The sequence below is a fragment of the Roseibium aggregatum genome, assembly GCF_017309185.1.
In the GTDB taxonomy this organism is placed as follows: domain Bacteria; phylum Pseudomonadota; class Alphaproteobacteria; order Rhizobiales; family Stappiaceae; genus Roseibium; species Roseibium aggregatum_B.
Map to the genome: position 1 here is coordinate 640,864 of NZ_JAEKJZ010000001.1, position 12,618 is coordinate 653,481.

15 protein-coding genes are annotated in these 12,618 nt (G+C 60.7%); 5 read left to right on the top strand and 10 right to left on the bottom strand.

Annotation, left to right across the window (positions count from 1 at the left end; genetic code table 11):
* Window positions 1-7: 7 nt before the first annotated feature.
* Window positions 8-262, bottom strand: coding sequence for a hypothetical protein (locus tag JF539_RS02885; RefSeq protein ID WP_207138846.1), 255 nt, complete (start codon window positions 260-262; stop codon window positions 8-10).
* Between the two features lie 177 nt (window positions 263-439).
* On the opposite strand from JF539_RS02885, the gene JF539_RS02890 reads away from it, so the two are divergent.
* Both JF539_RS02890 and JF539_RS02895 read left to right on the top strand, forming a co-directional pair.
* Window positions 440-1,765, top strand: a complete 1,326-nt coding sequence (locus tag JF539_RS02890) for an NAD(P)/FAD-dependent oxidoreductase (protein ID WP_207138847.1) — start codon at window positions 440-442, stop codon at window positions 1,763-1,765.
* 1 nt (window position 1,766) lies between these two features.
* Complete coding sequence (locus JF539_RS02895; protein WP_207138848.1) at window positions 1,767-3,086, top strand: NAD(P)/FAD-dependent oxidoreductase; 1,320 nt, start codon at window positions 1,767-1,769, stop codon at window positions 3,084-3,086.
* Between the two features lie 54 nt (window positions 3,087-3,140).
* On the opposite strand, the gene JF539_RS02900 is transcribed toward JF539_RS02895, so the two are convergent.
* The 5 genes from JF539_RS02900 to JF539_RS02920 form a co-directional block, all read right to left on the bottom strand.
* A complete protein-coding gene (locus JF539_RS02900; protein ID WP_207138849.1) occupies window positions 3,141-3,536 on the bottom strand; it encodes a hypothetical protein in 396 nt (131 codons plus the stop codon).
* 143 nt (window positions 3,537-3,679) lie between these two features.
* Window positions 3,680-4,366 (bottom strand): GNAT family N-acetyltransferase, encoded by a 687-nt coding sequence (locus JF539_RS02905; RefSeq protein ID WP_207138850.1) that lies wholly within the window; start codon window positions 4,364-4,366, stop codon window positions 3,680-3,682.
* Between the two features lies 1 nt (window position 4,367).
* Window positions 4,368-4,919, bottom strand: a complete 552-nt coding sequence (locus tag JF539_RS02910) for a MarR family winged helix-turn-helix transcriptional regulator (protein WP_207138851.1) — start codon at window positions 4,917-4,919, stop codon at window positions 4,368-4,370.
* Window positions 4,920-5,064: 145 nt separating this feature from the next.
* Entirely contained in the window at window positions 5,065-6,078 is a 1,014-nt protein-coding gene (locus tag JF539_RS02915) for a DnaJ C-terminal domain-containing protein (protein WP_207138852.1), read from the bottom strand.
* A 231-nt stretch (window positions 6,079-6,309) separates the two neighbouring features.
* Window positions 6,310-6,774, bottom strand: coding sequence for an RT0821/Lpp0805 family surface protein (locus tag JF539_RS02920; RefSeq protein ID WP_209016979.1), 465 nt, complete (start codon window positions 6,772-6,774; stop codon window positions 6,310-6,312).
* A gap of 79 nt (window positions 6,775-6,853) precedes the next feature.
* On the opposite strand from JF539_RS02920, the gene pdxH reads away from it, so the two are divergent.
* A complete protein-coding gene (gene pdxH / locus JF539_RS02925) occupies window positions 6,854-7,489 on the top strand; it encodes a pyridoxamine 5'-phosphate oxidase (RefSeq protein ID WP_207138853.1) in 636 nt (211 codons plus the stop codon).
* Between the two features lie 18 nt (window positions 7,490-7,507).
* Here the strand turns inward: pdxH and JF539_RS02930 are convergent, their stop codons facing one another.
* From JF539_RS02930 to JF539_RS02940, 3 genes are all read right to left on the bottom strand, one after another.
* On the bottom strand, window positions 7,508-8,482 hold the full coding sequence (locus JF539_RS02930) for a magnesium transporter CorA family protein (RefSeq protein WP_207138854.1): 975 nt from the start codon (window positions 8,480-8,482) through the stop codon (window positions 7,508-7,510).
* A gap of 270 nt (window positions 8,483-8,752) precedes the next feature.
* Entirely contained in the window at window positions 8,753-8,896 is a 144-nt protein-coding gene (locus JF539_RS02935; RefSeq protein ID WP_207138855.1) for a hypothetical protein, read from the bottom strand.
* A 402-nt stretch (window positions 8,897-9,298) separates the two neighbouring features.
* Window positions 9,299-9,745 (bottom strand): hypothetical protein, encoded by a 447-nt coding sequence (locus JF539_RS02940; protein WP_207138856.1) that lies wholly within the window; start codon window positions 9,743-9,745, stop codon window positions 9,299-9,301.
* Window positions 9,746-9,897: 152 nt separating this feature from the next.
* Between JF539_RS02940 and JF539_RS02945 the strand changes: the two genes are divergently transcribed.
* The gene (locus tag JF539_RS02945) at window positions 9,898-10,941 is read left to right on the top strand and encodes a DUF1499 domain-containing protein (RefSeq protein ID WP_209016980.1); all 1,044 of its coding nucleotides are present in this window, start codon (window positions 9,898-9,900) and stop codon (window positions 10,939-10,941) included.
* Window positions 10,942-10,951: 10 nt separating this feature from the next.
* Here JF539_RS02945 and JF539_RS02950 read toward each other — a convergent pair whose 3' ends face one another.
* On the bottom strand, window positions 10,952-11,914 hold the full coding sequence (locus JF539_RS02950) for an MBL fold metallo-hydrolase (protein ID WP_236042330.1): 963 nt from the start codon (window positions 11,912-11,914) through the stop codon (window positions 10,952-10,954).
* A gap of 105 nt (window positions 11,915-12,019) precedes the next feature.
* Between JF539_RS02950 and JF539_RS02955 the strand changes: the two genes are divergently transcribed.
* Window positions 12,020-12,505 carry an SRPBCC family protein gene (locus JF539_RS02955; RefSeq protein ID WP_207138857.1) on the top strand — a complete coding sequence of 162 codons (486 nt, stop codon included), beginning with the start codon at window positions 12,020-12,022 and terminating at the stop codon, window positions 12,503-12,505.
* The last annotated feature ends 113 nt before the right edge of the window (window positions 12,506-12,618 follow it).

A 12,618-nucleotide genomic window follows, 5' to 3' on the forward strand; every position in this document is an offset into this window, starting at 1 on the left:
GAAGAGATTATCCTTCGCTCTCGTCCGTCTCAGCCGCAGTCTTGCGGGACGGATGATCCGGTCCCTTATAGGCATAAAGATACGCCCATGCAGCATAGACCGTAATGGCGCCGACAATGAAGGCCCACGTCGTTTCGCCGGAGGCATATTCCATGCCGGTCCACCCCGCGCAAAAGATGACAAGAACGATCCTGCGCCAGACAGGGTCGAGCCAGGGGTGCTCTGCGGCACCGAACACAGATTTGCCTTCGTTTTGCGTCATTTGAACGGGCCTGAAGCGTTTGAGTTGCCGTTAGGGGAGTCTCAAGAGTTTGCAAAATCAAACAAATTTAGCATTTTTAAGATCCGAATTCATCTTGAAACCGGGTGCTGAAAAAGGGAAGGTGGCCTCCCGTTCAATACCCGTAATTGGACCCGACAGAGGAAACGGCGAAGGGACATGCTGACAGAGCTCGACCTCCTGACGGCGAACGATACGCCAGGTCTGCACGCGCCTTCCTTTTATGCGGAAACCGCGAACTGGCAGACATGCCACCCGGCTCTTGAAGGCGAAAGAAGCTGCACCGTCTGTGTCGTCGGCGCCGGCTTTACAGGTCTTTCGGCCGCGCTTCATCTGGCCGAACGCGGCATTGATGTGGTACTGCTGGAGGCGAACCGTATCGGTTGGGGTGCCTCGGGACGCAATGGCGGACAGGTCGGCTCAGGTCAGCGGGTCGAGCAGACGGTTCTGGAGCAGCGCCACGGACTGGCCCACGCCAAACTCCTTTGGCAACTTGCCGAAGACTCCAAGAACCTGGTGAAAGACCTGATCGCGCGGCATCGGATTGCCTGCGATTACACACCGGGCATTCTTCACGCCGACCACCGCAAGAGCTTCGTCGAGGACAGCCGCGACTATGTCGAGCACCTGCGTCTCGTCTACGGTTACGAGGACATCCGCTTCATAAGCGGCGATGAAATCGGCGATCAGGTCCGTAGTCCGCGCTATTTCGGTGGATCTCTGGACATGGGAGCGGGCCATCTGCACCCGCTCAATTTCGCCCTGGGGATCGGAAAGGCCGCCGCCGAGGCCGGAGCGGCGATCTTCGAGGAGACCAAGGTCACGGGCTTCGACAATCCGGGGCAGGGGCGGATCACGGTCAAGACAGAACATGGAACGGTGCGCGCGGATCATCTGATCCTGGCCTGCAACGGGTACCTCGGCCGACTCGACAAGACCACCGCCGCCCACGTCATGCCGATCAACAACTTCATCGTCGCGACCGAACCCTTTTCCGAAGACGAGGCGAAGAAGATCATCCGCGACAATGTCGCGGTTGCCGACAGCAAGTTCGTGATCAATTACTTCCGGCTCTCCGCTGACCGCCGTCTTCTGTTCGGCGGCGGCGAGAATTACGGCTATGCCTTCCCGGAAGACATAAAATCCTTCGTGCGCAAACCGATGCTGGAAATCTTTCCGCAGCTCGAAGAGGCCGCTATCGATTACGGCTGGGGCGGAACGCTGGCGATCACGGCCAAACGCATGCCTTATTTCGCAAGGCCGGCTCCCAACGTTCTGACAGCGACCGGCTATTCCGGGCACGGGGTCGCCATGGGCACGCTGGGCGGACAGATCCTCGCCGAAGCGGTCGCGGGGATAACGGGCCGGTTCGATGTCTTCGCGAAACTGGACATTCCCGCATTTCCGGGCGGAGACCGGTTCCGCTCACCGCTACTCGCTCTTGCCATGACCTGGTTTTCCCTGCGCGACAGGCTTGGGATCTGAGATGTTGCAGAAGCCGGAACCGCTGCGGACGATCGGAAGCTACTGGGAAGCGAGCGTCCCGGTTGTGAAGCAGGACCGGCAACTGATCGGCAATGCCCTTTTCGACGTCGCCGTGATCGGCGCCGGCTTTGCCGGGTTGAGCGCGGCCTTGAAGCTTGCCCAGGCCGGCGTGTCCGTCTGCGTTCTGGAAAGCGAGCACGTCGGTTACGGCGCCTCCGGTCGCAACGGCGGATTTTGCTGTCTGGGAGGAACCAAGCTCGACGAACGCCAGCTCATCCGGAAATTCGGCCTGGAAGAAGCCCGGCGCTTTGTCGCCTATCAGGTGGCGGGCATCAATCTGGTCCGGCATCGTCTTGAAACCTGGGGCGTTGACGCCGACTGCCATTCAAACGGCGAAATCTATCTCGCGCACCGTCCGAAGGACCTGAGCGACCTGAAGGCCCACGCGGCATTCCTGAAAGAGAGTTTCGGCATCAGGGCCGGCATCCTGAACAAGGACGAGCTTGAGAGCCAGGGCTATGGCGGTCCCGATTTCCACGGCGGTCTGCACATGCCGTACGGCTTCGCGCTCAACCCGATGAAATACGTCCTGGCGCTTGCCGCGAAGGTGCGTGCGGCCGGTGGCAAGATATTCGGCAAGTCGGCGGTGTCTGCCGTCAGCCGGGATGGCGATCGTTGGCGCATGGAGACCGAACATGGCTTCGTGCGTGCGAAGACCGTGATTCTGGCGGGAAACGGCTATGCCAGAGAAGATGCGCCGAAATGGCTTCATGGCCGTACCTTGCCGGTGATGTCTTCGGTCCAGGTCACCCGTCCTCTGAGCGACGCGGAACTGAGTGCCCAGGGCTGGACCTCGGAGACGATGGCGGCGGACACCCGCATTCTCCTTCACTATTTTCGCCTGTTGCCGGACAGGAGGTTCCTGTTCGGCACGCGCGGCGGCATCTTCGAAAACGCCGCATCGCTCAGCGCCATGCACAATCGTGCCCGCGCCGACTTCAAAGCCATGTTCCCGGCCTGGGCCGGCGTCGAGACGGAGTACAGCTGGTACGGCCATGTCTGTCTCTCGCGAAACCTGCTGCCATTTGTCGGTCCGGTGCCGAAAATGGAAGGAGTTTACGCGGCCATGGGGTGGCACGGCAGCGGCGTCGCCATGGCGTCGATCTCCGGAGAGAAACTGGCCGGTCTGATCCTGGGCAACCTGCGCCCGGAGGATCTTCCGCTCCCGCTCCAAAAACCCTTCGCCAGGTTCCCTGTTGCCGCGTTCCGCAAACTCTACCTGCAAGGCGCCTACTGGTATTACGGCTACAAGGACCGGTAGGGAGAAGGCCGAGGGGACTTAAATGGCGCAGCCCAGCGGGCGTTGCCGTGGCGGCTATTTCACCTTGATGATGTATCGTTCGACCAGAAAGCTGATCCTGCCGCTTCCCGCATATTTTTCCATCTTGTAGCCGATCTTGAAGACGTCCTCGCCGCGAAATCCGGACTTGGGCTTGAAGATGACGACGGTTCCCTTCACCCGTTGGCCGGCGCATTTTCCGGCTTTTTCGTTCAGCTTGAAAGATCCCTGCTTGAAGGAAACGCTGCCGTGCTTGGGCGCCTGCGTCACGCGGAACTGGGGAAGAGCCCCTCCGGAACAGGTGTGCCGGTTGTAGTTCGCATGAATACCGACCGTAGATGCCCGATTGGCCGAGACAGTGCGGCGCGTCGTGTCGGCGTGAGCAATCGCGGACATCAGAACCAGAATGAAAAAACTCAGAAAAAGACGCATTTGATCCCACCTTCAATCGAAACCGATTAAGCAATAAATACAATTTACGATTTTATTAACATCAACTTTGGTTGCATTTCAAGCCTGTGCAATCATTGACATTCTTCTGGATGAGCGGCTTGCGTGCAGAATGAAGAAGCCTTTCAGTTGCGGCGCCTGACGACCGCCACATTCACCTCGCTCCAGATTTCGAAGCCGAGTTTCCGGTAGAGGGCGATCGCGCCGTGGTTGCCCGCATAGGCGTGCAGGAAAGGCGTGTCGCCCCGCGCGCGGATTTGCGCGGCAACGTAGGTTGACAGCAATGTGGCGAGGCGGCGGCCGCGATACTCCGGATGGGTGCAGATGCCGCTGATCTCGGTGTAACCGTCGAGGTTCAGCCGCGTGCCGGCCATGGCCGCCAGACGCCCCTCAAGCCGGACGCCCCAAAAGCCGCCGAGTTCCGGTGTCCGCGACGTGAAAGGACCGGGCTTTGTCAGCTCCGCCAGTGCGGTCATCTCGCCAATGTCGTCTTCCCTGAGCGCCACGATGTCCGCATGGGTGTCCGGAGCGGGGGACGGCGCCTGTTCGGTCATGAGAACGCCAAGTCGGGTCGTCTCGGCGTCCAGAGAGTCCGGCAGAGCGATATCCCCGGCCTGCAGCAGATAGACACGATCTTCTCCCCCACCGATCAACCCGGCCAAAGCCGCAAGCGCTTCCGGTGAATTGTCCTTGGCGGCGGCAAACGGCGAAATCGACGGATCGAACCGCCGGGCGAGAGACCCTCCCAGAGCAAATGCATCCTGCCGTGTCGTCAAGGCCGACCAGACAGCCCGTTTGAGGCCTTCCGTCATTTCATTTTTCCTCTTTTTGCTGGCCCTTGCTTGAAACGAACGCGTCCCAATCCGGCATCGGTCTGTCCGGGAGGCGTTGAGCCAGAGGGGTCTTCGAGAGCGCGTCTTCCAGTTGGGCGAGCTGATCCAGAAACGGTCCCTCCAGCCCCGCGCAGGCGTCTTCGACGGCAAGAGCGGCGGCCGGCCAGAGGGTCCGCTTCAACTGCGCGACAAGCGCCATGCCTTTTGGGGTCAGATAAATCGTGCTGATGCGCCTGTCGTCCTCGGCGGGGCGGGCGGCCACGAGACCGGCCGCCTTCATGCCGTTGACCATGCGCGTCACGCCGGGCTGGCTTTGCCCGAGGGCTTGGGCGATTTCGCCGATGCTCAAGGGGCCGTTCCGGTCGAGTGCGGCCAGAACCGGATTGTACGGCACCGGCAGATCGACGGCTGTTGCCTCTTCCGCTAGGGTCCGGGCCAGGTCCAGTGTTTGCACCTGCAACCTTTCCCCGATCCGTTTCAGTCGGCTGCCGAGTGTGGCGTATCCGAGCGCGCGGACGACATCGTCAACCATGTGCACCTCCATTTACATAACATGATATATAACATGTTATGTAAATGGCAACAAAAATTGACACGGTCTTTGAGAGGATTGGAAGACGCTCGAAAGCCTGGATCGGTCCGCACCCGCCGGCGCGGACCCTCCGTCTTTGAACCGCTCAGTCGAATTCCGGTCCCCGTGCCCGGTAAGGGGTGATTTCCCGCCAGGCGCGCATCAGGGTGTCGAGTTCCTCGTCCCGGTGGGGCGGCATGACGATCTGGAGCCTGACCAGAAGGTCGCCGTGGCCGCCGGTTTTTGTCGGCAGCCCCTTGCCCTTGAGGCGCATCGTCTTGCCGCTCGACGCGTTTTCCGGGATGGTCAGATTGACCGCGCCGGTAAGCGTTGGTGTGCGCACCTTGGCGCCGAGCACCGCCTCATAGAGCGTCAGCGGCAGATCGAGGATCAGATCGGAGCCCTTGACCTCGAACAGCTTGTGCGGCTTCAACCGGACCTCGACCATGGCGTCGCCTGCGGGGCCACCGTTCTCGCCCGGGTAGCCCTGGCCTTTCAGGCGGATCTTCTCGCCTTCCTCGACGCCCTTGGGCAGGGTGACATTCACGGTCTTGCCACTCGGCAGCGTCACCTGGGTCTTGCCGGAATTGACGATGTCTTCCAGCGACACCCTGGCGACGATCTCCGCGTTCCGGCCTTTGGCCTTGGGCGCTGCCCTCGTCTGAGCCCCGCCACCCGCGAACCCGGAAAAACCAGCGCCCGGACCAGCACCGGCTCCGGCTCCGCTGCGCGCGCGTCCGCCACGGGCACCGCCGAAGCTGCCGAAAATATCGTTCAGGATGTCGTCGAAGCCGGCCCCGCCGCCACCGGCTGCGCCTTTGAAGCCGCGCGCTCCACCGGCTCCACCGAAGTCCTCATATCCGGAGAAGCCCTCGAACCCGTGGGACTGGAAGCGGGGCTTACCTTCCGCGTCGATTTCTCCGCGGTCGAACTGGGCCCGCTTCTCCTTGTCGCCGACGATTTCGTAGGCCTGGTTGACTTCGGCAAAACGTTGCTGTGCTTCCGGATCGTCCTTGTTCTGATCCGGGTGGTATTGCTTGGCCAGTTTCCGGAAGGCCTTTTTAATTTCGCTCTCACCGGCGGATTTCGCCACGCCGAGAACGCTGTAGGGATCACGCATTCGTCTCACCAGGTTTCTAAAGATTTTCCGGCGCCGCGTCCCCACACGGAAACGCTCCGGATACACTGTCTGCTCCGAAGCGCGAACCGGGGTACAGCCGGATCACCGTCTCATGGAAGAGCCCGCGACCCACTACCGGACTTGGCTTCAATATCGGGTCGAACGGGTAAAAATTCCAGACTTTTATACCCTTTAATGGCCGGTATCGTCTTTTCGCGCCGACGGCGGCGCTCAAGCGCCTGCCACGGTCAGGGCGGTAACGGCGAACTTCCGGCTGACATCCCGGCAGGCCGTTCCCGAATAAAGCTTGATGCCGGCGATGGTGTTCGCGGTGGTCTTGAAGAACAGGCATCCCGTCTCGCCGAAGACGTTCGTATCGATCTCGGTGAGCGTTCCGGAATTGCCGCTTACCGCGTTCAGCCAGGGCAGGGCCAGGCCGTCCACCGCCTGACCGGAATCCAGATGCTCGGCAACCAGGTCCAGGTTCTGGGAGATGATCTCGCGATCCTTCTCATCGACGTCCGAATAGGCAATATCGGTGGAGGAGGAAATGGCGCCGGTGATCACGGTGGGCGTGTCGACGTTGTTGCTGCCCATCGGCACGGTCACCTGGCTGCAGCCGCCAAGCGTCGCGGCCATGCCCGCGGCGGCGACAAAAAGTTGGATCTTGCAGAACCCAACTGTATATGAACGCATACGATACATATTAAGACAGCCCCCGCGGTCCGGCCACTTCAGCCGTTTTCCGAGCCGCCGATCCTTCGACAGGTACCCAATGACCGACCTCAAGCATCCGCCCGAAGAATTAACAAAAGGTGACTTTTCGGAAGCACAGAAACCATTCGACCTTTTCGGTGAATGGCTTGAGGATGCCAGAGCGTCGGAAATCAACGATCCCAACGCCCTCGCGCTTGCGACCGTGGACGAAACCGGCCTGCCGAACGTGCGCATGGTTCTTCTCAAGGACTTCGACGAGCGCGGCTTCGTGTTTTACACCAATTTCGAAAGCGCCAAGGGGCGCGAACTGCTGTCGGCCGGCAAGGCAGCCATGTGCTTCCACTGGAAGTCCCTGCGCCGGCAAGTCCGGATACGCGGGCCGGTTCGGGAAGTCTCCGGGGACGAGGCGGATGCCTATTACAAGTCCCGGCCGCGCGGCAGCCGCATCGGCGCCTGGGCATCGAAACAGTCGCGGTCTCTGGAAAGCCGGTTTGCGCTGGAAAAGGAAGTCGCCCGCTACACCGCGAAATTCGGCGTCGGCGAAATTCCGAGGCCGGACCACTGGTCCGGCATGCGCCTGACGCCGCTTTCCATCGAGTTCTGGCACGATCGACCCTTCCGCCTGCATGACCGGGTGGTCTTCTCCCGCGAGACTCCGGATGCTCCCTGGACCAAGGACCGCCTGTACCCGTAACGGATAAGGGGAGGGGGGTTACAACAGGCGCTTCCAGCGGAAGAACAGGAACGTCAGGATAACGGAAATGAGCATCATGCCGAGCGAGAAGCCGAAGCCCTGCTGCCATTTCAGTTCGGGCATGTTCTCGAAATTCATGCCGTAGATCGAGGCGATCAGCGTCGGCGGCAGGAAGATGACGCCGAGCACGGTAAAGATCTTCGAGATCTGGTTCTGTTCCAGCGTGACGAGGCCGACGGTGGCATCCAGAAGAAACGCCAGCTTGTTGTCGAGCGCATCCCCGTGTTCCTTGATGGAATGAATGTCCTGCCCGAAGGTTTTGCACTCCAGTAGCTGTTCGGCGCTGAAGCCGAGCCGTTTTTCATGAGTGCCCATGAAAAGCAGCGCGCGGATCAGGCTGGTGCAGACGTCATGCATCTTTGCGACCTTGAGGCCGATTTGGCCAAGCTGCTTGATGGCATCCTGGTAGCTGGCGGTCTTGCGCATGTTCAGCCCTTCGCCGAATACCTGATGCGCCAGTTCGTCATATGACGACGAGGCGTCCTCCATTTCATCCGCGCAACGGTCGACGATGATATCCAGCATTGCGAAGAAAATCGCCGGCCCCTTGCGCTCAAGGGTGACGTCGCCTTGCACTTTCCTTGACAGGATCGCGAGCGTCTTCGGTTCCCCGTAGCGGACCGTCACCAGCCGTTTGGAGTTCAATACGAAGGTGACGGAAGACAGTGTCGAATTGACGGTGCGTGTCGCCATCGGCATCTGCGCGGTCATGACCACGGCGCCGGGCTCCGCATAAAGACGCTCGGACGTTTCGATGGAGGCGATTTCCTCACGGGTCGGGATCTCGGCGCCCATGAGCTTTTCCGCCGCCTTCTGCTCCTCCTGGGTCGGCGAGAAAAGGTCGATCCAGACGGACGTCGCTGGAAGGGGCGCGCCCGGCGCGAGTTCAATCCGCTCCAGGCCCTTCACCGAGGGGCAATAGGCAATGATCATAAGGCACTCTCCGAAGGGCCGGCACGCGATGTGCGCGACTCATCGAAAGTTTGCCCAACAGACCGGTTCACGGCAACCGAACCTCGGCCGGTCCCCGGGAAAAAGCGCGGTGTCAAGGCGCGGCGGCAGGCCCTTGCGGGATCCTGACCAGTTTAAACCTGTGCCTGGGAACCGGATAGAACTCGTTCTTCGGAAATGCGGAACGGCTGCCTTGCATCGGGGCACCCTCCGCAAGAACCATCCGGCTGCCCAGTCATCCGTGAAGGCGAATTACTTCGCCTTTTTCGTCACGGCCCCGGTCTTGTTGCACAAAGCGGCTGCGTTCAGCGCGGCAATGGCGACGGGCTTGTACTGGTTTTCGAGTTTTGCTCCAGCCGGAAGACTTATGTTCGGGCGGGCGGATTGTTCAGACATTGTCTCGGGTCCGTTGTTTTTGTCAGTGCCCGCTGTCTGGTGTTCCTCACAGTTTTCTTGCGGGCAGGTTTGGTGTCGAATCCAAATGAGGCATTCGAAGGGCAGAAGAAGTCTGTCACCGGAAAAACCGCATTGGACAAGGTGAAGTGTGCGCCTTTGCGCGAGGCCCGGCCAGTCAAAAACCATAACAGCCTGTAACAAAGTATGAAGTAATTTTAGAAGTATCGGTAAAATTTTATTTACCAATTTGCATTGTCTTCCTCTTGGTGAGGGGGGCGTGTCTATCGAAATTAAAAGAAGCTCGGCCTCTGATGGCGGAGCGGTCCACCGGACGGTACCTCACTGCTTGAACGGCCTGCCGCACCGTGCCATCGGACAGGATCCTGTCCGGTGCGGCGGGTTTTACATCAGATAGCTCTTGTAATTGCGGGGAGCCTCGCTGCGCAGCGCAAACACCAGGCCGCTGGCGCAGCGGACGAGGGTCAGGGCCGCCGACAGCACGAAGAGCACGACGCCGGCGAGGATCAGCACCGTAGAAAGGACCGCCCCCAGAACAACCATCAACCCGGCAAGGCAGAAACCGATCACGAGCAGCGCGAAGGTCGTGCGGATGAAGAAGTAATGGGCCTGGAGCCGGCTGCCGCCGCGCTCCGCGAAGAGGAATGCGAACAACAGTGCGACGGGGGACAGAAAGAAGGTCAGAAGCGACAGGTAGCAGAGACAAATATTGCGGAAGCTGGGTTTGAAGAAAACACCGGGAAACGAATCGTCCTTTGCCCAGTCCCCCTCGTTCCCGGCAACCGGCTCGCCCGTTTTCTTAGATGGATGACGGGAGCTCATTCCTGTCATGCACAACCCCGATTTCTAAGGCTCGGACAGTGGGGGCGCCTTTCCTGCCATGAGACGCGCGGCCCGTTGGTGATACCGCCGGGATGACTTTATGATGTGGGGCCCCGCGAAGTGAAGTTCATTTTTGACATTTCATCTGTAAACGAAGAAACATGCTAAATGCCGTGCCCTTGGCGCGGAACCGTAAATTCAGCTTTCAGGTCGACATGAAGCGATACGCCACCCATAAGACAGTCTCGGCACCGGCAAGCCGGAGTGTCGGTGCGCTGGCGTTGGTGCTTTCGGTGATCGCCTTTCTCGCCAAACGCTTCGGGCTGATCGAGGCGGATGTGTTCGTGCTGTCGCTTGCCGGCGCGGCGCTGATTGCACTTCTTTCGCTGGCGATGGCATTTTTCGCCTTCCAGCGCATTTGGACGCTCGGCGGCCCCGGTGTTCCCGCCGCCTTGAACGGGGCGCTGCTCGGATGTCTGGCGCTTGTGCCTCCGGCGCTTTTTCTGGCAATGCTGGTATCCCATCGGGGCGCCGACGATCTGTCGACGGACCGGTCCGATCCGCCGGAACTGACCCGGGTGGCGATGTCGGACGAACAACCTTTCCTCGCCTGGCTGAACGGCACCCTGGAGACGCAGGTCTGGCCGCTCTGGTTGCAGCTTTCCGGCGCCGGCGCTCCTGAGGTGGCGGAAGTGGAACTTCTCCACCCCGATATCGTGTCGCGCAGATACCGGATTCCGCCGGGCCAGCTTCACGTAGCCGGGGCGAAAGCCATCGAGGATCTGGACCTGCGCGTTGTGGACGAACTGCCTCCCGACCTGCTCGATGCGCCGACGCGCCTGCAGGCGGAAGGCCAGACCCGGATCCTGGGTCTGAAATACGATGTGGCGCTCCGGGTGCGTCCGGACCCGGTCGGCGCTTTGCTGGATGTCCGCTCCCGTTCCCGCACACCGCTCAAGGATCTGAGGGACAATGCCGATCACATCCGCACGGTGTTCGCGGAAATCGACAAGGTCCTGCTTGAGACCTACGGCGATCTCGCCCGGCTCTCGGTCGATGAGAGCGAACTGGAGGAAACCGGTTCGCAGCCAGAGCCCCTGGACGAGCCGCGCGATACCGTGCCGTTGCCGGGGTTCAAGCCCTATTTCGAAGGAGAAGACGACGCTCCGGCCGACGGCCTTGAACTGACGGATCTGGAAGGGTAGCGGATTGAGTTTACCCGGCTGTTTCCGGACCGCCGGGCTCCGGCAAACCGAAGCGCGCCGTCAGGAGAAGATCGGGACTGGCCGTCACGAGACCGCGTTCCGAGAGATCTTCCAGATGCGCGAAAACCGACAGGCCGGCGGCCGGGTGAAGCGCGGGATCGACCTGGGCATAGAGCACGGCCACGATTTCGGGAATGGTTAGAGGACCCTTGCCAAGCTGCGCGAGTATCGATGCCTCGCGGCCGAGGCGGTGCCGCTTCAGGTCGCTCACATAGGTTTTCGCGTCTTGGACCGGGCCGCCATGACCCGGCAGATAGGTTTGCTCGGGCCGTTGCAGAAGTTTGTCGAGAGACGCCATGTAGTCGCGCATGCTTCCGTCCGGCGGGGCAACGATCGAAGTCGACCAGGCCATGACGTGATCCGCCGACAGGAGAATATCCGTTCCTTGCAGGGCGAAGCAAAGATGGTTCGCCGTATGTCCCGGTGTTGCAATCGCTTCGAAGGTGGCGCCGGCGGTCTCGAGGATTTCACCGTCGCGCAGCTCCCTGTCGGCCGCGTAGTCCTTGTCGCTGCTGGCATCGAGGGGATTGAGTTCGTCCGCGAGCAAGCTCCGGGCCGCGCGATGAACGCCGCAGCCGACGATAGGGGCTCCTGTTTTTGCCTTGAGCAACCGGGCGGCGGGGGAATGGTCCATGTGGGTGTGTGAGACCAGGATGGACTCGATCGCGGCGCCTTCGGCGGCCTTCAAGATGGCATCGACGTGTTCTTCGAGAAGGGGGCCGGGGTCGACGACGGTGAGCCTGTCTGTTCCCACCAGATAGGTGTTGGTGCCCGAAAACGTGAACGGGCCGGTGTTCTCCGCGGTCAGGCGGCGCAGGCCCGGCACGATCTCCACGGCGACACCGTGGTTGGGTTCGAAGTTCCGGTCGTGTTTCATGATTTTCCAGCCGGGCGGTTCCAGATATTGCGTCATGTATCTGACGTTTGAATCGTTTAGGGAAGCAGAACTTTGCCAATCGGTGTCTTTCTGTGGGACATTGTGGCGGTGATTTGAACCGAGCATCTTGGCGGGACGCTTATGTCACAGGATCAGGAATGCCGTGTCGACGGCTTGTTGGATTTACCGCGCGAACAGGCCTTTTCCCTGTTCGTCGACCGGCCCGGTCTCTGGTGGTCCTCGCCGTTTCGCGAGCATGGCCGAGGCGATTCGGGGACCGGTGTCGAGGTTGGCATCGAACCTTTTGCCGGCGGTGCCTGCTATGAAATCGACGGCGAGGGACGTCGCCGGATCTGGGGTACGGTGCTGTCCATCGAAGCGCCTTTGTTCATCCGCCTGGCTTGGCAGGTCACGCAAGACGGCGAGCAGATCGCGGATCCGGGCACGGCAAGCCGTGTCATGGTCAATTTCCGGCAGGCGGGTGAACTGACGCGCCTGGAGATCGTTCACAATGAATTTCTGCGCCACGGGGAAGAGGGAACGGAGTACGCGGGGCGCATGCGGCAGACGGACGGTTGGCCGAGAATTCTCCGGCAACTTCAGGATGCGGCCAGGCGGATGGCCTGACGAGATAAAATTCGTCTAGACATTTTGGCAAAGTCAGAGTTTTGTCGCGTGGTTGACATGCTTTGTGTGGTAGGCGAAGCGTTCGACGCCGCCTTGATCTTCCGGATACGACA